Source organism: Paenibacillus darwinianus, assembly GCF_000598065.1.
Lineage (GTDB): Bacteria > Bacillota > Bacilli > Paenibacillales > Paenibacillaceae > Paenibacillus_I > Paenibacillus_I darwinianus.
This window is the reverse complement of sequence record NZ_KK082193.1, coordinates 45,831-66,574: the sequence shown is the minus strand read 5'-3', so window position 1 is coordinate 66,574 and position 20,744 is coordinate 45,831. Positions and strand designations below refer to the sequence as shown.

The 20,744-nt window shown below is 58.0% G+C and carries 20 protein-coding genes and 1 pseudogene; 17 read left to right on the top strand and 4 right to left on the bottom strand.

The genetic code is table 11. The annotated features are described in order from the left end of the window. Positions 1 to 9: 9 nt before the first annotated feature. From BG52_RS12625 to BG52_RS12600, 6 genes are all read left to right on the top strand, one after another. Positions 10 to 375, top strand: coding sequence for a PTS glucitol/sorbitol transporter subunit IIA (locus tag BG52_RS12625; RefSeq protein WP_036583489.1), 366 nt, complete (start codon positions 10 to 12; stop codon positions 373 to 375). Between the two features lie 114 nt (positions 376 to 489). Then, positions 490 to 2,169, top strand: coding sequence for a phosphoenolpyruvate--protein phosphotransferase (gene ptsP / locus BG52_RS12620; protein ID WP_036583492.1), 1,680 nt, complete (start codon positions 490 to 492; stop codon positions 2,167 to 2,169). 17 nt (positions 2,170 to 2,186) lie between these two features. Continuing rightward, positions 2,187 to 2,453 carry an HPr family phosphocarrier protein gene (locus tag BG52_RS12615; protein WP_036583494.1) on the top strand — a complete coding sequence of 89 codons (267 nt, stop codon included), beginning with the start codon at positions 2,187 to 2,189 and terminating at the stop codon, positions 2,451 to 2,453. A 199-nt stretch (positions 2,454 to 2,652) separates the two neighbouring features. Next, entirely contained in the window at positions 2,653 to 2,979 is a 327-nt protein-coding gene (locus BG52_RS12610) for a hypothetical protein (protein WP_036583496.1), read from the top strand. Between the two features lie 175 nt (positions 2,980 to 3,154). After that, on the top strand, positions 3,155 to 4,372 hold the full coding sequence (fdhA, locus tag BG52_RS12605) for a formaldehyde dehydrogenase, glutathione-independent (protein WP_036583499.1): 1,218 nt from the start codon (positions 3,155 to 3,157) through the stop codon (positions 4,370 to 4,372). Between the two features lie 169 nt (positions 4,373 to 4,541). Continuing rightward, positions 4,542 to 4,835 (top strand): thioredoxin family protein, encoded by a 294-nt coding sequence (locus BG52_RS12600; protein ID WP_036583501.1) that lies wholly within the window; start codon positions 4,542 to 4,544, stop codon positions 4,833 to 4,835. A gap of 146 nt (positions 4,836 to 4,981) precedes the next feature. On the opposite strand, the gene BG52_RS12595 is transcribed toward BG52_RS12600, so the two are convergent. From BG52_RS12595 to BG52_RS12585, 3 genes and pseudogenes are all read right to left on the bottom strand, one after another. Next, complete coding sequence (locus BG52_RS12595; protein WP_036583504.1) at positions 4,982 to 5,563, bottom strand: shikimate kinase; 582 nt, start codon at positions 5,561 to 5,563, stop codon at positions 4,982 to 4,984. A gap of 114 nt (positions 5,564 to 5,677) precedes the next feature. Then, positions 5,678 to 6,659 (bottom strand): annotated as a pseudogene (locus BG52_RS12590) (aldo/keto reductase). A gap of 5 nt (positions 6,660 to 6,664) precedes the next feature. Further along, positions 6,665 to 7,681, bottom strand: a complete 1,017-nt coding sequence (locus BG52_RS12585) for a Gfo/Idh/MocA family protein (protein ID WP_036583508.1) — start codon at positions 7,679 to 7,681, stop codon at positions 6,665 to 6,667. Positions 7,682 to 7,810: 129 nt separating this feature from the next. Between BG52_RS12585 and BG52_RS12580 the strand changes: the two genes are divergently transcribed. Next, positions 7,811 to 8,677: a helix-turn-helix domain-containing protein gene (locus tag BG52_RS12580; RefSeq protein ID WP_036667372.1), complete on the top strand. Its 867-nt coding sequence runs from the start codon at positions 7,811 to 7,813 to the stop codon at positions 8,675 to 8,677. Between the two features lie 79 nt (positions 8,678 to 8,756). Here BG52_RS12580 and BG52_RS12575 read toward each other — a convergent pair whose 3' ends face one another. Then, positions 8,757 to 9,920 carry an iron-containing alcohol dehydrogenase gene (locus BG52_RS12575; protein ID WP_036583517.1) on the bottom strand — a complete coding sequence of 388 codons (1,164 nt, stop codon included), beginning with the start codon at positions 9,918 to 9,920 and terminating at the stop codon, positions 8,757 to 8,759. Positions 9,921 to 10,067: 147 nt separating this feature from the next. Between BG52_RS12575 and BG52_RS12570 the strand changes: the two genes are divergently transcribed. The 10 genes from BG52_RS12570 to BG52_RS12525 form a co-directional block, all read left to right on the top strand. After that, positions 10,068 to 11,510, top strand: coding sequence for a PTS mannitol transporter subunit IIBC (locus BG52_RS12570; RefSeq protein ID WP_036583519.1), 1,443 nt, complete (start codon positions 10,068 to 10,070; stop codon positions 11,508 to 11,510). A gap of 23 nt (positions 11,511 to 11,533) precedes the next feature. Further along, positions 11,534 to 11,968: a PTS mannitol transporter subunit IIA gene (locus BG52_RS12565; protein WP_036583521.1), complete on the top strand. Its 435-nt coding sequence runs from the start codon at positions 11,534 to 11,536 to the stop codon at positions 11,966 to 11,968. Further along, positions 11,965 to 13,116: a mannitol-1-phosphate 5-dehydrogenase gene (locus BG52_RS12560; RefSeq protein WP_036583524.1), complete on the top strand. Its 1,152-nt coding sequence runs from the start codon at positions 11,965 to 11,967 to the stop codon at positions 13,114 to 13,116. The genes BG52_RS12565 and BG52_RS12560 overlap by 4 nt, the downstream gene beginning before the upstream one ends. A gap of 175 nt (positions 13,117 to 13,291) precedes the next feature. Beyond that, a complete protein-coding gene (locus BG52_RS12555) occupies positions 13,292 to 13,975 on the top strand; it encodes a phosphatase PAP2 family protein (protein WP_051587806.1) in 684 nt (227 codons plus the stop codon). A gap of 59 nt (positions 13,976 to 14,034) precedes the next feature. Continuing rightward, positions 14,035 to 14,628 carry a thymidine kinase gene (locus BG52_RS12550; RefSeq protein WP_036583527.1) on the top strand — a complete coding sequence of 198 codons (594 nt, stop codon included), beginning with the start codon at positions 14,035 to 14,037 and terminating at the stop codon, positions 14,626 to 14,628. A gap of 177 nt (positions 14,629 to 14,805) precedes the next feature. Further along, positions 14,806 to 15,690, top strand: coding sequence for a LysR family transcriptional regulator (locus tag BG52_RS12545; RefSeq protein WP_223299008.1), 885 nt, complete (start codon positions 14,806 to 14,808; stop codon positions 15,688 to 15,690). A gap of 325 nt (positions 15,691 to 16,015) precedes the next feature. Continuing rightward, positions 16,016 to 16,924, top strand: a complete 909-nt coding sequence (gene rocF, locus BG52_RS12540; protein ID WP_190287539.1) for an arginase — start codon at positions 16,016 to 16,018, stop codon at positions 16,922 to 16,924. An 18-nt stretch (positions 16,925 to 16,942) separates the two neighbouring features. Further along, the gene (locus tag BG52_RS12535) at positions 16,943 to 18,151 is read left to right on the top strand and encodes an ornithine--oxo-acid transaminase (protein ID WP_036667368.1); all 1,209 of its coding nucleotides are present in this window, start codon (positions 16,943 to 16,945) and stop codon (positions 18,149 to 18,151) included. 336 nt (positions 18,152 to 18,487) lie between these two features. Beyond that, positions 18,488 to 20,059 (top strand): L-glutamate gamma-semialdehyde dehydrogenase, encoded by a 1,572-nt coding sequence (pruA, locus tag BG52_RS12530; protein ID WP_036583701.1) that lies wholly within the window; start codon positions 18,488 to 18,490, stop codon positions 20,057 to 20,059. 117 nt (positions 20,060 to 20,176) lie between these two features. Next, positions 20,177 to 20,744 (top strand): arginase family protein (locus BG52_RS12525; RefSeq protein WP_036583699.1); only part of this gene is annotated, 568 nt, incomplete at its 3' end.

Sequence of the window (20,744 nt, the reverse complement as noted above, 5' to 3'; positions counted from 1 at the left end):
GGTAATCAGATGACTACCCTGTATAGCGCCACCGTAACTGGAATCGGGCCGGACGTTCCGATGATCGTCGAAGAGAACATGCTGATCTTCTTTGATGAGAAAGCACCCAAGGAGCTTCACGACGTGGCGGTTATTCACCAAAGCGGAAATTGGACGGAAGCCATCCGGTCGGGCGATACGTTCGTACTGGGAGAGACTGCCTATCCGATTATGCTGGTTGGAGAGACCGTCAACGACACGCTGCGCGACCTCGGACATTTCACGGTCAACTTCACCGGAGATACGAGTCAGCCCCTTCCCGGCAGTCTTTATGTCCAAGCGGAGTCTGTCCCCGAGATTACTCCCGGGTCCAATTTCCGGTTCATCAGAGTGTAAAGAGAGGTTGTGCGGATAGGAGTGATGGAGCCGTGAATGAGACAAGAGAACCCGTGGAGCAGGCCCGCCAGATCATGGAGCATATGATAATTACACAGGGAGGTGAGGCGTAGGATGATCCAGGCCCATCAACTGAAAGGGATTCCCGCCTCCCCCGGATTTGCTGTCGGGCCGGCCGTGGTGCTCGTAATTCGCGAGCGCCGGCCCGTCAAACGGATGATCGGGGAAAATGAGATCCCTTATGAATGGAACAAGTTCCAAGCTGCTCTTGATCAAGCCAGGCTGGAGCTCTCCGAGCTGGTCCGCCGACTGGAAGAGGGCGGCAACGCCGAGCAGGCATCGATCATGGAAGGGCAGCTATACCTGATAGACGATCCGGAAATTGTGCAAGGCGTATCCGACCGCATCCAGAATGAGCGAGTTTCGGCGGACTTTGCGGTATACGAAACGTTCGGCGAAGTCGTGAAGACGCTCGCCCTGATCGAAGACGAGTACATCCGGGAGCGCATCGCGGATCTCCAGGACGTGAAGAACCGCCTTCTGGAACAAATAACGGGCGAAACTGACAAGGCTGCAGCCTTGCTTACCCGGCCCTCGATTCTCCTAGCCCATGACATTACGCCATCCATGACAGCTCAGTTGAACAAAGAACTGGTTATGGGCTTCGTAACCGAGGTCGGTAGCCGCACAAGCCATACCTCAATCATGGCCCGGACGTTCGGAATCCCGGCGGTGGTGGGGTGCGGGGAATTTCTCGCGGGTTGGTCCGACGGGGAAACCGTGATTGTCGACGGAGAAACGGGGGAAGTTTTCCAAAACCCAAGCGAACAACAGCTGGCGGAATACGCGAAGAAGCAGGAAGCTTATGCCCGGTCAAAGGAAGAGCTTCAGGCTTTCAAGGATATCCCAGCTGAGACCATAGACGGCAAGCGCTTCGGAATGTATGGCAACATCGGTACACCGGCGGAAGCGGCCGCCGTGCTTGAGAGCGGCGGAGAAGGCATCGGCCTGTTCCGCAGCGAATTTCTGTTTATGGACCGCGCGGCGATGCCTTCGGAAGAAGAACAATATGCCGCATACCGGGCCGTGCTCGAGACGATGTCCGGCAAGCCGGTTATCGTGCGAACGCTGGACGTGGGCGGGGACAAGGAAATTCCTTATCTGCCGATCGGCTCCGAGTTCAACCCATTTCTTGGCTGGCGCGCCATCCGGTACTGCCTGTCCGACACCGCCTTGTTCAAGGTGCAGCTGAGAGCGCTTCTTCGGGCCTCCGCTCACGGCGATCTCCGCATTATGTTCCCGATGATCTCGGGAGAACAGGAGATTCTGGATGCCAAACGGCTTTTGGACGAAGCCCGGAGCGAGCTGGAGGCGGAAGGAATTGCGGCAGCCGCCGGCATGCCGATCGGCATCATGATCGAAGTGCCCTCCGCCGCGCTGGTGTCCGATCGTCTCGCCCGCCACGTGGACTTTTTCAGCATCGGCACGAATGATCTCATCCAATACACGCTTGCGGCGGACAGGATGAACGAGAAGGTCAGCTATCTATACGATTCGCAGCATCTTGCCGTCTTGCGACTGATCCGGATGGTATGCGAGAACGCCCGCAAGTTTAACGTGCATGTCGGGATGTGCGGCGAAATGGCCGGCGATCCCCAGCTGGTGGAAATTCTCATCGGACTCGGCGTGGAGGAGTTCAGCATGAGCGCCGAGCAGATTCCGCTCGTGAAGAAGTCCGTCCGCTCGCTTAGCGAGGAAGCGGCCCGAATCCGCATGACGCAAACGCTGGAATAAGGAAGGTTGAGGGTATCATGGTAAATCATAAGGTGACGGTATTGAATCAGATGGGACTTCATACGCGGCCGGTCAAGGAAATCGTGAAAACGGCGGGCGGTTTCCGGTCGGAGATCCTGATCAAGCGGGAGACAAAGACGGCCAACGCCAAAAGCTTCGTCAGCACGATTGCGCTCGGAGCTGCCCGAGGGACAGAGCTTCTGCTGACCGCCGAAGGAGAAGACGAGGAGCAGGCGCTGCGGGAAATCGTGGAGCTGTTCGAGAACAAATTCGGGGAGGACTGATCCGGCGCGGCCACCGGGGGTGCCGATGCTGTCCTGCGGAGGCCGGTGATGCCTCGCAACCTCAAATCTTCCGCTAACGCGGTCGTTCATCTTCGAAGGAAGGAACTTTGATAGAAGTTTTTCTTATCGTCGGCGGTTATGTTATTCTATGGGTAATCGGGCAAAGGACGATAAGGAATAATTTCGGGGAGTGACGTTTATGGTCGAAATGACGGTGGATACCTTCCTTTTATGCGACCACTGCAAGGATGAGGTGAAACATTCGATCACTTATCTGAATAACCAGATTTCGAGCGTGGAATGCAAAGTGTGCGGCAAACGTCTGGACATCAAGGTGGATATCTCCAATGAGATATACCACGAGCTGTACACCCGGATCAAAACCAAGCCCGCCAGGATGACGGAAGAGTACCGCGGCCATTTAAGCGAGTTTATCAGAAGCTTCCCCAAGCGGGTGGTCAGCAAGCCATTCAGAATCTACCGGGAAGCGCGTAAAATACTAGGATTTTACAAAAAATATCATTGATCGCACGGCCCCTTGTGTCGCTCCGCACAAGGGGCTTATTTCATGAACCGCCGGCACTCCCTTGTTCAATTTGAGAAAAAAACAGGTTAATTGGATGCATTGTACGATCCGGTAATGTTGTGTATAATGGCGATGAAAACGCTAACAAATGGGATTGGGAAAGGAAGTGAGTCGGTTGGCGGGAAATCGGGCAGTGGCGTACGTCGAGCCGGGAAAAGTCGAGGTTCGGGATATTTCATATCCGGATTTGGTACTGCGTGACGGACCTGGCGTTAATCCGCTGAATGTGGGCCGCAAGTGCGAGCACGGGGTTATTTTAAAGGTTGTGACAACGAACATCTGCGGAAGCGATCAACATATGGTACGGGGGCGAACGACCGCCCCGAGCGGTCTTGTGCTGGGGCACGAGATTACGGGGGAAGTCATCGAGACCGGCAGAGACGTCGAGTTTATCCAAAAAGGCGATCTTGTGTCCGTACCTTTCAATATCGCCTGCGGCCGGTGCAGGAGCTGCAAGGAACGGCATACGCATGTGTGTGAGAACGTCAATCCGGATCGCCCCGGCTCGGCTTACGGTTACGTGGACATGGGCGGTTGGGTCGGCGGGCAATCCGAATACGTTATGGTTCCCTATGCCGATTTTCAGCTTTTGAAATTTCCGGATAAGGCCCAGGCGATGGACAAGATTCTCGATTTGACCATGCTGTCTGACATTTTTCCGACCGGCTATCACGGCGCGGTCAGCGCGGGCGTGAAGCCGGGCTCGACCGTATATGTGGCGGGAGCCGGCCCTGTCGGGCTGGCGGCTGCACATTCCGCGCAGCTGCTGGGGGCGGCAGTAGTTATCGTAGGCGATTTGAACAGCGAACGGTTGGCGCAGGCGAGAAGCTTCGGATGTGAAACCGTCAATTTGCGGGAGCATCCGAATTTGGGAGAGCAGATCGCTCAGATTCTCGGTGTTCCGGAGGTGGATTGCGCAATCGACTGCGTCGGCTTTGAGGCGCATGGCCACGGCAAAGCGCAGGGGGAGGCTCCGGCAGCTGTGCTGAACTCCATCATGGAAGTGACCCGGGCGGGCGGGCGGCTGGGCATTCCGGGTCTCTACGTCACGGGCGACCCTGGCGCGGTCGATGAGGATGCCAAGGTAGGCACGTTGAAGGTCCGGCTTGGTTTGGGATGGGCCAAGGCCCATACGTTCGTGACGGGACAAACACCGGTTATGCAGTATCATCGTAATTTGATGATGGCCATTCTGAACGGTAAGGCGCAGATCGCGAAGGCGGTCAATGCGACGCTTATCACGCTGGACCAAGCGCCGGCCGCCTATGCCGAATTTGACCGGGGAGCATCGAAGAAGTTCGTCATTGATCCGCACGGCATGGTGAAAAGGTAACAAACAGCCTTGTATGACTGGGCCTCCAGCATGACTCCGTCACCATGTCCGTTGCCGCTTCCCGAATGCGGGTAAAAAGAGCATAATAGATAAAAAGCCGAGCGCATGCGACGATTGCCGGCTTGAAGGGGAATCGATCGCTATTCGGGAAACGGACGAGAAGGAATGGATGAATGACGAGCTTCGCCGAAAACGAAGAAGGGAAGCGGTGTTTTTCTATACCGCTATGTGCGGCACCTGCAAGGTGGCTGAGCGGATGCTGGAAGTGGCGGAGGCGGCCGGGGGCGTTGTGCCGATCTCGAAAATCAACATTAACTTTGCGCCGCACTTTCGCAGCGCATGGCAAATTGCAAGTGTGCCCTGCCTGGTGCTGCTGAAGGACGGTGAACCGGATCAAGTTATCTACGCGATGGAATCGGTCGGCAATTTGTATCGCTTGCTTCAAGTGCAAGGAGGAACGTGAAAATCGTCTCTGCCTGCTCCTACGCCTATGCGTTGTTCTGGCGGAAGAAAGAATACCGCGATGTTTGGCGGCAGTAAAATGGCAGACCCGGTCGTTCAATCGAAAGGGCCCGGGAATCCCTGTGCGGATTGTCCGGGCCGTTGTTATTATACGTCCGTAAGCGTTCCGTCCATCGGGCCGCTCGATTCCCAGGCCTGCCGTATCGTTTGTACGATCTTGTCGGCTGCTTCCTCCGGACGAAGACCATCCAGGTCTATCCGCCAATGATGGCAGGCATATACCGCTTGGCGGGCATGATATAAAACTTCGATTTCCTCCAACGACTTACCCTGCAGAATCGGACGGTTATCCATGAGCAGATGCAGCCGTTCTTTCCATGCGTTCCATCCCAGATTCAGAAAAACAACATAAGAAGTGGACAGGCATACGTTGCGAATCGCCAACTGCAAAAAGGCGCCGCCGCCAAGCGAAACGACGCTCCGGCGGGTCGTCTTGCAAAGTCCGATGATAAAGTCCTTTTCGATTTCACGGAATTTTTGTTCGCCGAGCGTACTGAAAATTTGGGTGACGGGCATCTTAAGAAGCTTCTCGATTTCCTGATCGGCATCGATGAAAGGACGGTTTAATTTCTGCGCGATGTGATGCCCTATCGTTGTTTTTCCGACGCCCATGAAGCCGGTCAATATAATATTTTTCTCTTTCCTGGAACGATGCTGGTCGGTGGACATGGCGGTTCACTCTTTTCAACAGGGAGTCTTTGATAGCTTATCAGAACATTACTCCCATTATAAATAGAGTGGAGCGAAAATGCCATTCATTGAAGGGAACGCGGAACGATATTATCATTCCTTGCCGACGCTTTCGGCCGTCAAATCCAGCCAATCCAGCTCCGCCGGGCTCAGCCGCACCGCCGCGCCCTCGTGGCAGGAGCGCAGTTCCTCCGCCGTCTGGGCGCCGATCAGCGCGCAGGTCGGAAACGGCTGGTTCAGCACATAAGCCAGCGCGATCTGGATCGGCGACACCCGCTTCTCCTCCGCCAGCCGTTCGGCGCGGCGCAATCGCTCCCAATTGCCGTTGCTGTAGAACACGCGTACGATATCCTCGTTATCGCGCACGTCGGGCGAGAATCGGCCCGTGAAGAAGCCTCTGGCTTGGGACGACCATGAAAGCAGAGGCAGCTGTTCCGCTTCATGCCATCTGCACGTCTCGGCATCGGCTGAGACGCAGCCGGCCCAGAACGGCTCGTTCGCTTTGGCCAGGCTCAGATTCGGGCTGCTAAACGAGAAGCCTGTCATGCCGTGCGCCGCGGCATAGGCGTTCGCCTCACGGAGCCGCCGCCAGGTCCAGTTTGATGCGCCGATCGCGCCTACCGCACCCGATTCGAGATGCTCGTTCAACGCCTCGATGATCGCGCCGACAGGCATTTCCGGATCGTCGCGATGGAGCGCGTACATGTCGACCGAAGCCGTCCGCAGGCGTTCCAGACTATCGGACAGATCCCGGCGTATCGCCTCCTTGTTCACGCGCGGTCCGTTCTGGTCGTGATGCGCGCCTTTGGTCAGGATGACGATGCGATCCCGGTTGCCGCGCTGTCAGGATGACGATGCGATCCCGGTTGCCGCGCTCATTCATGTAGCGGCCCAGCACTTCCTCGCTTTGTCCGCCGCAGTAAATATGCGCGGTATCGACGGTGTTGCCCCCGATCGCCAGAAAAGCATCCATATTCGCCGCAGCCTTCTCATAGCTGTCGTGATAAAAGTAATCCGTGCCTTTGATCAGACGGGAAACCGGCTTGTCGACGCCTTGAATCGCGATATACTCCATAGCGGTTACGCCTCTCTCTCCTGAACGATTGAGATTCTTGCGCGGCTTCGCGCGGAATGCAGGCACGCATCGATGACTCTCATATTGCCGATTGCGTCCGAGGCGCGGAACGGCAGCGGCTGCTCGCCGCGAATCGCCCGGGCAAAATCGTCCGCCTGCACGGCGTATTGATTGACGTCCGGCACTTTGATTTCCTCGCGTCCGCCGTCCGCCGTTACGAAGAAATTGGACCCGCCGTCCGTACCGGTGACGAATGCGGACGGCACCTCAATCAAGCCTTTGTCGCCGACCACCTCCAAGGTGTTGCGAAACGCCGCCCACATGCCGCAATCGAACGTCAGCGACTTTGATCCGGGAAATTCGATCAATCCGGACGCCATCATGTCCACGCCGTCATGCCCGTCGGAGAATAGCGCATGAACGGTCGCCGCTTCCGGTTCCGTGCCGAGCAGAAGACGCGCCGCATTGATCGGATAACAGCCGACATCGTATAGAGATCCTCCGCCCCAATTGCGGCGATAGCGCACATTTGCCGCATCGTCGGCATTATTGAAAGTGAAGGTGCCGTGGATGCCCCGAATCTCGCCGATGGTGCCGGCTGCGATGACCTCGCGAATCATGCGGTAACGGGGATGATGGCGGTACATGAAAGCCTCGGCGAGCAGAACGCCCGCCTTGTCGCAGGCTTGGGCCATTTCCGCCGCTTCGTTCGCCGTTAGGGCGAGCGGCTTCTCGCACAGTACATGCTTGCCCGCCTCCGCCGCGCGGATCGTCCATTCCTTATGCAGATGATTCGGCAAAGGGATATACACCGCGTCGATCGAATCATCCTCAAGCAGCGCCTCATAGCTTGAGTAAGCCTGGGGAATATTCAGCTCCTCGGCGGTTTCCCGGGCTTTGTCAGTATCTCGGCTGGCGATGGCCGCCACCTCGTTCAGCACGGATTGCCGGATGCCCGGTATCACGGCCCGTTTGGCAATGGCGGCGCAGCCGATCACGCCCCATCTGATCTTGTCGCTCATCCTTGGCACAACCTCCTGTCAGGGAATAATAATATGACTATATTGCGATTATAGAAGATTGCAGATAATATGAAAATGATATTATTTTAAGCATGATGAAACAATATTGTCATTAGGAGTAGCTTTATTGTGAAAAGGCAAAGCCATTTGCTGACCCTGCCCGACACCCCGCTGTTCTGCTTTCCGGAGTCGGTCGGCGTTTATACGGATTCTCCGGAGCATGCGGTCAGCCGCGATCCCGGGGCGATGAACAATTTCAATATCCATTACGTGGCTTCCGGCAAGGGTTACGTGGAATCGGAAGGGCAAACCCTCGAGCTGCGCAGAGGGGATGCCGTGCTTTATTTTCCGATGCAGCGTCAGCATTATTACAGCAGCAAGGATGAACCGTGGGATATCAGGTGGGTCCATTTCTACGGAAGCGGGACCAGCCTGCAGGATTATTTGCAAGCGAGAGGAATGCATAAGAGCCGGCTTTGGCGGTTGCGTCAAGCGGAGGGATGGGAGACAGCCCATTTGGAGCTGCTGGCGGCGGCGGAGAAGAAGAGGATGAACAATCCGACGCTGCTCTCTGCGCTGACCTATGCGGTCATCGCCGAATTCGTGCAGCAAGCCGTCCCGTATTCGGCGGGAAAGCCCGGCAAGCCGGGTCAAGCGGACCGATCGGCTGCTCGTATATCGGAGCTGCTGCCGCTCATCCAGTCCGAGGCTTGCAAGCCTTTTTTGCTGGAGGAATGGGCGCGGCGGGCGGGCGTCAGCCCGTTCTACTTCTGCAAGCTGTTCCGCGCCGCCATGGAGATGACGCCGATGGATTTCGTAACGCGGTGCCGGCTGCAGACCGCAAAGCAACTGCTGCTGGAGCGGCCCGATACCACAATCGCCGCAGTCGCCGTGGCGGCGGGGTATTCGAACGCCAGCTACTTCAACAAGCGTTTCATGGCGCATGAGGGCATGACGCCATCCGAGTATCGGCGGCTGTTCGGGGAATTCAGATGAACGATTGAAAGAGGGCCGCAACAAACAAAGGGCAGCCCGGCGTCATCGCAAGATGACACCGGGCTGCCCTTTGTTTGTTTTACAGCGATTTCTTATAGATCGCCAGCACGTCGTCGTACTGGAGCTTCTTGAAGTTGCCGAACGGGCCGTACACCATCGCTTTGTCGGCCATGACCGAAAGCTTATCGTCGCCGATGTCGTAATCGGCCAGCCGGCTCGGCGCGCCGATCGCATTCCAGAAGGAGCGGAGCGCCCGAATGCCTTCCAGCGCGATGTTACGGTCGGATTTGCCGGCCGGATCGACGCCGAGTACGTTAACCGCCAGCTGCTTGAAGCGGTCCACGCCTGCATCGAGCACATGCTCCATCCAGTTCGGGAACAGGATGGCCAGCCCGCCTCCGTGCGGAATATCGTAAACGGCGCTGACCGCATGCTCAATGTTATGCGTAGCCCAGTCGCCGAGGGTGCCCATGGAGAGCGTGCCGTTCAGCGCCATCGTGCCGCTGTACAGAATCGTCTCGCGCTGCTCGTAGCTGTTCAGGTTGTCGACCAGCTTCGGAGCCGCCTCGATAACGGTGCGCAGCAACGATTCGCAGAACCCGTCCTGTACCGGTGAATTCGGGGTATGATGGAAATATTGCTCGAAGATGTGAGACATAATGTCGACGATGCCGTACACCGTTTGGTTCAGCGGCACCGTGAACGTGTGCTCGGGATCGAGAATGGAGAAAATCGGGAACGTATGCGGGCTGCCCCAGCCATATTTCTCCTGCGTCTCCCAATTCGTGATCACGGAGCCCGAGTTCATTTCGGAGCCGGTCGCCGCCAGCGTCAGCACCGTGCCGAACGGCAGCGCTGCTTTCGGCTGTGCCTTACGGGTGATGATATCCCATACGTCGCCGTCATATTTCGCTCCGACCGCGATCGCTTTCACGCAATCGATGACGCTGCCGCCTCCAGCTGCGACGATGAACCCCACGTCTTCCTTCTTGCAGATCTCGACACCTTTATGTACGGTCGTCAGGCGCGGGTTCGGCTCTACGCCGCTGAGCTCGAGGATGCTCGCTCCGACGCTTTCCAATTGCTTCACAATGCCGTCATAAACGCCGTTTTTCTTAATGCTCCCGCCTCCGTAGACGAGCAGAATCTTCTTGCCGAACGGCTCTGTCAGCTTGCCGAGTTGATCCAAGGTGCCTTTGCCGAAAATCAGTCTGGTCGGATTTTGATACGAGAACGTGTTCATGTTATGCCTCCTAACGAATCGACTCTGTTTCATTCCATATTGTATCAAAGCGCCGGTCGAATTCAAAATCGCGGGCGGCGACTAATTCGACGGCGAACGTTGAATAATACAGGAATCCGGAATTCAATTGCCAAGGAGGATATTCCCATGAGTGAGCGGCAGCAAGCAGCTTCCGGCGGTGTTAAGGTTTCCGTACAGCGGTTCGGACGTTTTCTGAGCGGCATGGTGATGCCGAATATCGGCGCATTCATTGCCTGGGGCCTGATCACGGCCCTGTTCATCCCGACCGGATGGATTCCGAACGAGGATCTTGCGGCGCTAGTCGGGCCGATGATCACCTATCTTCTGCCGATTCTGATCGGTTATACCGGCGGCACGATGATTCACGGCAAGCGGGGCGGCGTCATCGGCGCCCTCGTGACGATGGGCGTCATCATCGGCTCGGACATACCGATGTTTCTGGGCGCGATGATCGTCGGTCCGGCGTCGGCCTGGATCATAAAGAAATTCGATAAGTCGATCGAAGGCAAGGTGCGCTCGGGTTTTGAAATGCTCGTCAACAACTTCTCGGCAGGCATTATCGGCGGCGTGATGGCGGTGCTGGCTTACAAGGCGATCGGTCCCGTGGTGCAGGCGATCAGCCGGGCGCTCGCATCCGGCGTCGACTTTCTGATCGATGCCGGTCTTCTGCCGCTGGCCAACGTTCTGATCGAGCCGGGCAAAATTCTGTTCCTGAACAACGCGATTAACTTCGGCGTTCTGGGACCGATCGGGCTGGAGCAAGCCGCAAAAACCGGCAAGTCGATTATTTTCATGCTGGAATCCAATCCGGGCCCGGGTCTCGGCATCTTGCTCGCCTATTGGCTCGTCGGCCGCGGCATGGCGAAGCAATCGGCGTCCGGCGCCACGATCATTCATTTCTTCGGCGGGATTCATGAAATCTACTTCCCGTATGTTTTAATGAATCCGCGCCTCATACTGGCGGCTATTGCGGGCGGCGTGGTCGGCTCCTTCACCTTCTCGTTAATGGGAGCGGGCCTTGTGGCCACACCGTCTCCGGGCAGCATTTTCGCTTACATCGCAATGTCCCCAAGAGGCGGACTGGCTGCGTCGATGAGCGGTGTGTTGACCGCCGCGGTCGTGTCGTTCCTGGTGGCGTCGATCCTGCTGAAGACGACGAGGCAGACCGAGGAGGAGGATTTGGGGCAGGCGGCGGAGAAAATGAAGCAAATGAAAGCCGTCTCCAAGGGCGAGACCGTCGTGGCCGCGGCGTCGGCTCCGTCGCCTGCCGTCACGAAGGCGCCTGCTGATGTGAACAAAATCGTGTTTTCCTGCGATGCGGGGATGGGCTCCAGCGCAATGGGCGCGTCCATTTTACGCAAGAAGGTCAACAAGGCCGGCCTCCCGGTGACGGTGACGAACACCGCGATCAGCGACATACCGGAGGACGCCGATATCGTCGTCACGCACAAGACGCTGACCGACCGCGCCCGGTTGAAAGCGCCGAACGCCGAGCATATTTCGATCGACGATTTTCTCAAAAGTCCCGAATACGACGAGCTTGTAAAACGGTTGGGCGGAGATAAATAAACAGGCTGGAGAGGTGAAGCGTCATGCGTATTTTATCGAGGAGCAAGGTGCGGCTGAACGTCAAGGTTGGCGACAAAAATGAAGCGATCCGGCTGGCGGGGCAGTTGCTCGTGAACGACGGCCATGTGCCGCCCGAATATGTGGACAAAATGATCGAGCGGGACAGCGTGTCCTCGACTTATCTCGGCAACGGCGTGGCGATGCCGCACGGCACGAACGAATCCAAAAGCCTCATCAAATCGACCGGCATGTCGGTGCTGACCGTTCCGGGCGGCGTCGATTTTGGCGGACAAACGGCGAACCTGATCATCGGTCTGGCGGCTGTCGGCAGCGAGCATATGGAGATTCTGTCGAATGTGGCCGTGCTCGTATCGGATGACGACGAGATGGGGCGCATCCTTGAGGCCGGCTCGGCGGAGGAGCTGCTGTCGATCTTCGAACAGGGGATGAACGGATGAAAGCCGTTCATTTTGGAGCAGGCAACATAGGCCGCGGCTTCATCGGATTGCTGCTCTCCAGATCGGGCTATGACGTGCAATTCGTGGATGTGAACGAGAAGCTCGTTGCCTTGCTGCAGCAGCGGCGGGAGTATACGGTGACGCTTGCTAACGAGCAGGCGGAATCGGCCGTCGTGCGCGGCGTCGGGGCGATTAACGGCAATGACGTCGGGCTGGTAGCAAAGGCGATTGCGGAAGCCGATCTGGTGACGACCGCCGTCGGTGTCGGGGTATTGAAGCATATCGCGGGAGCGATCGCCAAAGGAATTGCGTTGCGGCTGGAGCGGGATGGCGGACCGCTGCACATCATCGCTTGCGAGAATGCGATCGGCGGCAGCACGCAGCTCAAGGAGCTGGTATTCGGGCATCCCGATGCTCCCGACCGCGACAAGGCGTCGGGCGTCATTGCGTTTCCCGACGCCGCCGTGGACCGGATTGTGCCGATTCAGCATCATGAGGACCCGCTGCGGGTGACGGTCGAGCCGTTCTACGAATGGGTGGTGGATGCTTCCGCGATGCACGGGGGCTATCGGCCCGTTGAGGGCGTCATTTACGTGGACAAGCTTCAACCCTATATCGAGCGCAAGCTGTTCACCGTTAATACCGGTCATTGCTGCGCGGCTTACCACGGGTATGTGCAAGGGTATGAAACGATACAGCAATCGATGAAAGACGCCGCGATCGCATCGGAGGTCCGTGGCGCGCTGCAGGAAACCGGCGCGTTCCTGATCAGGCAATACGGGTTCGACGGCAGCGAGCATGCGGCGTATATCGATAGAATATTGGAACGGTTCCGGAATCCCCACCTGACCGACGAGGTTGTGCGCGTCGGCCGTTCGCCGATCCGCAAGCTGTCTCCCAACGACAGGCTGGTTCGTCCGGCATTGTCCGCCTATGAGATGGGACTGGAAGTATCCTATTTGACGGCTGCGATGGGGGCGGCGCTGCGGTTCGATTTCGCGGAAGATCCGGAGGCGGTCGAATTACAGGCATCGATCAGTGCACAAGGGCTGGACGCGGCGATTGAGAAATATACGGGAATCACGCGGAATCATCCGCTGCACGCGCAAATCAGGGCCGCGTACGAATCGCGCGGCGCAGCCGGTTAACACGGCGAGAGGCCCAGACGGCGCGGCGCTCAGGGCCTCTTCATTTTAGCCAGCCGTTATTGGCGGATGCGGCGCGGGGGGAAATCACCTGTATATGCGCTTACGATCCGCATGGAATCCGCCGCCGGCGAAGGTGGCGGCAAAAAAATTTTAGACCGCAAAGGAAGTGATCAGGATGCGCGCCAAATGGAATATTGGGCTTGGCGTGTTCGGCATTCTAGGGTTCGTCGTCATCGGGTTGAGCTGGGAATCGCCGTTTATCGTGGATTTCGACCGTTTCATAATTGGGCAGGTACAACAGCTGGAGTCGCCCGCGCTAACCGGCATCATGAAGTTTTTCACCTATATCGGTTCGGGCTTAATCGTTTCCGTGGCGCTGACGCCGTTGATCGTCAGTATTCTGGCTTTTCTGTTGAAGCAGCGGCTCGAAGCGTTCGTGTTCGCTGTCACCGTGTACGGCTCGGCGCTGCTGAATGTGCTGCTCAAGCTGTTTTTTCACAGGGACAGGCCCGATTTGCATCGCATCATTACGGAGACCGGCTACAGCTATCCCAGCGGACATTCGATGGCCGCCTTTACCTTTTACGCCATTCTTGCTTATATGTTCTGGCGTCATATCGATTCCCGGGCAGGGAGAGGACTGCTGATCCTTTTCAGCGTGGCGATGATATTGTTCATCGGAACGAGCCGTATTTATCTGGGCGTGCATTATCCGAGCGATGTGATCGGCGCCTACCTGTTCAGCAGCGCTTGGCTGACGCTTATGATCGGGATTTCCGGGAATATGGGGAAGCGAAGGTTCGCGGCAAGGGGCAAGGAAACGCTCCGGTTCCGGTTACGGTCTTATTTTAGACATTAACCATTCGCTTTTGTTCCTGTATAATAGAGCCTACGATATTTTTCATGGGGGAATTAGCATTGGCGCAGCTTTACTACAAATACGGCACAATGAACAGCGGCAAATCCTTCGAGATCATCAAGGTCGCGCACAACTACGAGGAGCAAGGCAAGCCTGTGCTGATCTTCTCCCCGACGGTCGATACGCGGAGCGGCTCCGAGCATGTCGGCTCTCGCGTCGGGTTCACAAGGCCCGCGCTTCCGGTGAACGAGCAGACTGATTTGTTCGAGAGCGTGAAGGCTTATCAGCCGGCGGGCGCGCCGAAAAAAATCTACTGCGTGTTGATCGACGAAGCGCAGTTTCTTAAACGTCATCACGTGCTGCAATTGACCCGGGTCGTGGACGAGCTGAATGTGCCGGTCATGGCGTTCGGGCTGAAGAACGATTTTCAGAATCGGCTGTTCGAGGGCAGTTATTACTTGCTTGTGCAGGCGGACAAAATCGAGGAGATCAAGACGATCTGCTGGTATTGCGACCGCAAGGCGACGATGGTCATCCGCTTCCGGGACGGCAAGCCCGTCAACGAAGGGGAGCAGATCCAGATCGGGGGCAATGAGGATTACAAGCCGGTATGCCGGCGCTGCTACAATAACGCGTTCAAGGAAAAAGCATAAGTTGCGCATCGGCTTGTGCACGGGTTCGCGCGGATGTACAGGTTGAAATCATAAACAAGCGGAGCGTCCCGGCACCGGCCCGGGTGTTTTTTTGTGCCTTTTTCGGTATTAACAGCGGTATGGCATCTGTGATACATTCGGAGTGAAGCCGATCCATAGAAGGGAGGGGAAACCCGGATGATGGATTTCAGAAAGCTTAAAACGTTTCAGGTCGTTGCCGATTGCCTGAACCTGACCAAGGCGGGGGACATACTGGGGTACACGCAGCCGACGATCACCCTGCAGCTCCAGTCGCTTGAGAGCGAACTCGACGTCGTGCTCTTCAACAGGGTCGGAAAGAAAACGTACTTGACCCCGACCGGCAAGGTAATGAAGCAGTATGTGGATCAGACATTTGCCGTGCTTGAGGACATGGAGCGCGAGCTGCGAAAAATGCAGGAGCCGCACGGCCTGCTGACGATTGCCGCGCCCGAAATTTACTGTACGCAGTATTTGTCCCTGATTATTCACTCCTATATATCCAGAAATCCGCAGGTGAAGCTGCAACTGTCCTCCTGCGACAGCAACGAAGCGATGAAGCGGGTGGGAGTGAACGAAGCGGATCTGGCCATCATCGCCGGCCCGTGCAATTCTCCGCTCATCGAGTCGACGCCGCTCGGGAGGGAGGACCTTGTACTCGTGACGACAAAGGAGCTGCACGACCGTTACGAGCCGGATGAACTCCTCTCCAAGCATCCGTTCATTACCTATAAATCCGGTTCGAACGTGCAGCGGCTCGTCAATGAGTGCCTGGAGGAGCACGGCTTCTCGCCGTCCAATGTGATTGAGTGCGTCAGTGACGAGACGATCAAGCGGACCGTGCTGTACAACACGGGAACCGCCCTGCTCGGCGCGGCGCTTGTCGAGGAGGAGCTGAAGAAAGGCACGCTGGCCGAGCTGCACCGGTTTCCCGGCAAAATCGAGACCAATCTGATCATGCTCAAAAACCGTATCGAGGAACGCAACATCTTGACGTTCGCGGAAATCGTCAAAGATGTGTGGAGGGCGTTCTCGCAGGCGTAGCCGTTGGAAGAGCACGCCGGCGCGCTGGCAAACGCTGGCGGCGGCTGGAGAGGCGGCTAGCGGCATGGCGTGCCGCTAATGCGCCGCCCCGGACCGTTCCGGCAACAGAACGGACGGGGCTTTTTCCATGCCATGTCATTCCATGCGGTTCCGCCTATATTGATCGCGCTTTCAGGCATCGTATTTTCCTATTGTTTGAATAGAAACTTTCAATGTTTTGGGCTTCGTTTCCCATGCTACAATAAAAGTAAAATGACGGACGGCCATCGGCGGCGGGGCTGTCCAATGCCCGTCTCCGCTCCCGAACCGGCAAAGGAGGATGCGCATGGCGGACACGAGCGGCAGCATTTCGATCATCGGCGTCCCGCTTCACTACGGCGCGGACCGCAGCGGTGTGGACATGGGCCCGAACGCGATAAGAGGCGCGAACCTCGGAGGGAGGCTGGAGGCGCTTGGGCTCAGCGTGCATGATGCGGGCGACATTCATGTCAACCGTTCCTTGGGCGATTTCGGGCCGGTAAGCAAGCTGAAATATTTGCATGAGATTGCGAGAGTGAACGCCGATTTGGCGGGCAGGGTAACGCGCGAGCTGGAGCAGGGGCGGATGCCGCTTGTACTGGGCGGGGACCACAGCATTGCGATCGGCACGGTGAAAGGCGTGCTGCAATATGTGAAGCGGCTGGGCGTCATCTGGTTCGATGCGCATACCGATGTGAATACCGAGGAGACGACGGTCAGCGGCAATATTCACGGCATGTCGCTCGCGGTGCTGCTGGGCTGGGGCCACCCGGATCTCGTGGCCGTCGCAGGCGCCGCAACGAAGCTGAATCCGCGCAACGTCGCCGTCGTCGGCGCCCGTTCCGTCGACCCCGGCGAGCGCGTGTTTCTGAAGCAGCAGGGCGTTCGCGTATTCACGATGCATGACATCGACCGATGCGGCATGAAGCAGGTGATGGAGGAGGCGCTGGAAGCAGTGACCGACGGGACGGACGGCGTTCACCTGAGCCTCGACCTGGACGGCATGGATCCGAACGACGCGCCGGGCGTCGGCACGCCGGTGCCGGGGGGGATGTCCTACAGGGAAAGCCATTTGGCGATGGAGCTGCTGCACGACAGCGGGGCGCTCGTATCCGCGGAATTCGTCGAGGTCAATCCGATGCTGGACGTCAACAATAAAACGGCAGCAGCGGCGGTCGATCTGATCGCCTCCGTCCTCGGGGAACGCATATTATGAACAAAGGAGGCCGCTGCGATGACCGCTGACACGAACGGCATCATTGAAGAGACCGAAGCGTTCGGCGCCCGCAACTATCATCCGCTGCCGATCGTGATCTCGAAGGCGGAGGGCGTATGGGCGGAGGACCCGGAGGGCAACCGCTACCTCGATATGCTGAGCGCTTATTCGGCGCTTAACCACGGACACCGGCACCCGAAGATCGTGCAGGCGCTGAAGGATCAGGCCGACAAGGTGACGCTTACCTCCAGGGCGTTCCACAACGATCAGCTTGGGCGGTTCTACCGCCTGCTGTCCCGCATGACCGGCAAACCGAAGATTCTGCCGATGAACACGGGCGCCGAGGCGGTCGAAACCGCCTTGAAGGCTGCCCGCCGTTGGGCATATCGGGTGAAGAAAGTGCCCGCCGACCAAGCGGAAATCATTGTTTGCGAGGGCAATTTCCACGGCCGCACGATTACTGTGAGCTCGTTCTCCTCATCGGAGACGTACAGGAAAGATTTCGGCCCGTTTACGCCCGGCTTCAAGCTGATCCCTTACGGCGATCTGGAGGCGCTTGAGCAAGCGATAACCCCGAATACGGCGGCTCTGCTGGTTGAGCCGATTCAAGGGGAAGCGGGCATCGTCATTCCGCCGGACGGTTATTTGCAGGGGGCGAGTCGGCTGTGTAAAAGTCGCAATATTCTGTTTATGGCGGATGAGATCCAGACGGGCTTCGGCCGGACCGGCAAGCAGTTCGCCTGCGACTGGGAGTCGGTCGTGCCGGATGTGTACATTGTCGGCAAAGCGCTCGGCGGCGGCGTGTTCCCGATCTCGGCGGTAGCCGCGGACGAGGCCGTGCTGGGCGTGTTCGAGCCCGGGTCGCACGGCTCGACGTTCGGCGGCAACCCGCTCGGCTGTGCGGTCGCGATCGCCGCGATGCAGGTCATGGAGGATGAGGGGCTGGCGGAACGCTCGTTCCGGCTGGGCGCCTATTTTATGGAGAAGCTGCGGGAGCTGCGCCACCCTGCCGTTCGCGAAATCCGCGGACGCGGCCTGTTCATCGGGCTGGAGCTGTCGGGGCCGGCGCGCCCTTACTGCGAGCGGTTGAAGGAGCTTGGGATGCTGTGCAAGGAAACGCATGAAACCACGATCCGTTTCGCCCCTCCCCTGACGATCGCGCAAACGGAACTGGATTGGGCCGTCGAGCGGATCAGGCACGTTTTTGGGCCTGTCTCCGGAAAATAAGCTGTCCCTTTTGAGTTTGGCAGAAGCACTGAGTCGGGGCTGATGGGGGGATTTGAGGCGTGAGCGGACTTTTACTGGAAATCCTCACGTTAACCAGGCTGAGACAACGGATACATCTGGCTAACTGGAGAAGCTCCCGCTAATATAGGTTCTTGCAGGCAAATTTCCTGAAAGGATTAAATTTAGCCGCATGTATTCCGGTTATCGCAAGTAAAAAGGGATGAGCGGAGAAATTGGCAGCATGTTTTCCGGTTATTAATACTAAGGCAGTTATTGAGCGTCCGACGGGATCTGAACAACGCAGGTTCAACCATTTTAGCGTAAAGGAGCATGCTTATGGACACGACCGCAACGCAACTGCCGGCATTCAGGAACGAGCCTTTCACGGACTTCTCGCTTCCCGGGAACAAAGCCGCCATGGAGGCCGCGCTGGCCAAGGTCAAGGCGCAGCTCGGACGCGACTACCCGTTGTGGATCGGTCCGGATAAAATCATGACGGAGCGCAGGGTCGAGTCCGTCAATCCGGGCGATACCGATGTCGTCGTCGGGCGTGTGAGCATGGCGAGCGCCGAGCTGGCGGAGCGTGCGATGCAGCAGGCGGCGGAAGCCTTCGAGACGTGGAAAAAGGTGCCGGCCCGCGAGCGCGCCGCGTTCCTGCTGCGGGCGGCGGAGCTGATGCGTCAGCGCAAGCACGAGTTTTCGGCGTGGATGGTGTACGAGGCGGGCAAAAATTGGGCGGAGGCGGACGCCGATACGGCGGAGGCGATCGATTTCATGGAATATTACGCCCGTGAAATGATCCGGCTCAACGAGACGAATATTCACCGGCCGCTGACCAAGGTTGAGGGCGAGGACAACCGCCTGGCCTACATCCCGCTCGGCGTCGGCATCGTCATTCCGCCGTGGAATTTTCCGCTTGCGATTACGGTCGGCATGACGACCGCGTCGATCGTGTGCGGCAATGCTGTGCTGCTCAAGCCGTCCTCCCTTACGCCGGTGATCGCGGCCAAATTCGTGGAGCTGATGGCGGAGGCGGGATTGCCGGCCGGCGTCATCCAATTCGTTCCCGGCAGCGGCTCGGAAATCGGCGACTATTTGACCGCACATCCGAAGACGCGGTTTATCAGCTTTACCGGGTCGAAGGAGGTCGGGCTGCGCATCAACGAGCTGGCGGCCAGGACGGCCGAAGGCCAGATCTGGATCAAACGCGTCGTCGCGGAAATGGGCGGCAAGGACGGCATCGTCGTCGACGAAACCGCGGATCTGGAGGCGGCGGCCAAGGCGATCGTCGCATCGGCCTTCGGCTTCCAGGGACAGAAATGCTCGGCCGGCTCCCGCGCGTTCGTCGTGGATCAGGTTTACGATCAGGTCGTGGAGCGGGTAAAACAATTGACCGAAGCGCTGGCGATCGGCCTGCCGGAGAAAAATTATCCGGTCGGTCCGGTGGCGGATAGGAGCGCGTACCGCAAAATTCTCGATTACATCGAAGTCGGCAGAAAGGAAGGCCGTTTGATCACGGGCGGCGGCAAGGCGGAGGGGAACGGCTATTATATCCGGCCGACCGTTTTTGCGGATGTCGGCGGCAGGGCGCGCATCATGCAGGAGGAAATTTTCGGGCCGGTGCTGGCCATCGGCCGGGCGAAGGACTACCGGGAGGCGGTCCGGCTGTATAACGATACGGAATTCGGGCTGACAGGCTCGTTTTTCTCCGGCGATGAGGACCGCATCTCGTACGCGCTGGAAGAGATGCACTGCGGAAACCTGTACATTAACCGCAAATGTACGGGGGCTCTGGTGGGCGCGCATCCCTTCGGCGGCTTTAACATGTCGGGCACGGATTCGAAGGCGGGCGGCCATGATTATTTGCTATTGTTCACCCAAGCCAAGCTGACGTCCCGCAAAACCTGAACATGGGAAAGTCCATCTATTGAAGCCTTGCCGATACGAGCGGCCTCCGGGATTGCAGGGCGGTCCACTTCGCAGCAGCGAAACATTTATCGCCAATCGTGAAAGGATGAGGGCAGCATGCGGAAAAAAATCAGCGTCATTCAAGTGCCGTTCGGTTTAGGCGCGGGAAGGGAAGGCACGGAGCGCGGTCCGGAAAGCATGCTTGAAGCGGGACTGTATCGTCAGCTGAGAAACCTGGGTTTCGCAATCGAGCATGAAAGCAAGGTGGAGTTGCCTGCTGCCCAGGCTTCTGACACAGGGTCGGGTGCGGGCGGCGGCGCTCTGGAGAGCGTGAAGCATCTGGCCGCGGTCAAGGCGATGAGCCGCATCGTCGCGGACAAAGTGTCGGAAGCGGTCGCCGCGCGGAGCTTTCCGCTTGTGCTGGGAGGCGACCGTTCGGTATCGATCGGCGCGTTTGCCGGACTGACGCGGCATTATTCGCGGCTGGGCGTCATCTGCTTCGACGCGCATGCGGCCGTCAATACGGAGGAGACGACCCCGCTCGGGCATGTGAACGGAATGGCGATGTCCGCCGCCCTCGGCAGATCGGCCTTCACGCTGGCGGATATACCGGGCTCGGGTTTGCCGATCGTCAAACCGAACGTCGTGCTGATCGGCTTGCGCGATCTCGAGCCGGCCGAAAGAG

What these genes read in the sequence shown, in the direction of transcription:
- BG52_RS12625 (WP_036583489.1), top strand. Translation starts at nt 10, where the DNA reads ATGACTACCCTGTATAGCGCCACCGTAACTGGAATCGGGCCGGACGTT.
- ptsP (WP_036583492.1), top strand. Translation starts at nt 490, where the DNA reads ATGATCCAGGCCCATCAACTGAAAGGGATTCCCGCCTCCCCCGGATTT.
- BG52_RS12615 (WP_036583494.1), top strand. Translation starts at nt 2,187, where the DNA reads ATGGTAAATCATAAGGTGACGGTATTGAATCAGATGGGACTTCATACG.
- BG52_RS12610 (WP_036583496.1), top strand. Translation starts at nt 2,653, where the DNA reads ATGGTCGAAATGACGGTGGATACCTTCCTTTTATGCGACCACTGCAAG.
- BG52_RS12600 (WP_036583501.1), top strand. Translation starts at nt 4,542, where the DNA reads ATGAATGACGAGCTTCGCCGAAAACGAAGAAGGGAAGCGGTGTTTTTC.
- BG52_RS12595 (WP_036583504.1), bottom strand. Translation starts at nt 5,563, where the DNA reads ATGTCCACCGACCAGCATCGTTCCAGGAAAGAGAAAAATATTATATTG.
- BG52_RS12585 (WP_036583508.1), bottom strand. Translation starts at nt 7,681, where the DNA reads ATGAGCGACAAGATCAGATGGGGCGTGATCGGCTGCGCCGCCATTGCC.
- BG52_RS12575 (WP_036583517.1), bottom strand. Translation starts at nt 9,920, where the DNA reads ATGAACACGTTCTCGTATCAAAATCCGACCAGACTGATTTTCGGCAAA.
- BG52_RS12570 (WP_036583519.1), top strand. Translation starts at nt 10,068, where the DNA reads ATGAGTGAGCGGCAGCAAGCAGCTTCCGGCGGTGTTAAGGTTTCCGTA.
- BG52_RS12565 (WP_036583521.1), top strand. Translation starts at nt 11,534, where the DNA reads ATGCGTATTTTATCGAGGAGCAAGGTGCGGCTGAACGTCAAGGTTGGC.
- BG52_RS12560 (WP_036583524.1), top strand. Translation starts at nt 11,965, where the DNA reads ATGAAAGCCGTTCATTTTGGAGCAGGCAACATAGGCCGCGGCTTCATC.
- BG52_RS12555 (WP_051587806.1), top strand. Translation starts at nt 13,292, where the DNA reads ATGCGCGCCAAATGGAATATTGGGCTTGGCGTGTTCGGCATTCTAGGG.
- BG52_RS12545 (WP_223299008.1), top strand. Translation starts at nt 14,806, where the DNA reads ATGATGGATTTCAGAAAGCTTAAAACGTTTCAGGTCGTTGCCGATTGC.
- rocF (WP_190287539.1), top strand. Translation starts at nt 16,016, where the DNA reads ATGGCGGACACGAGCGGCAGCATTTCGATCATCGGCGTCCCGCTTCAC.
- BG52_RS12535 (WP_036667368.1), top strand. Translation starts at nt 16,943, where the DNA reads ATGACCGCTGACACGAACGGCATCATTGAAGAGACCGAAGCGTTCGGC.
- pruA (WP_036583701.1), top strand. Translation starts at nt 18,488, where the DNA reads ATGGACACGACCGCAACGCAACTGCCGGCATTCAGGAACGAGCCTTTC.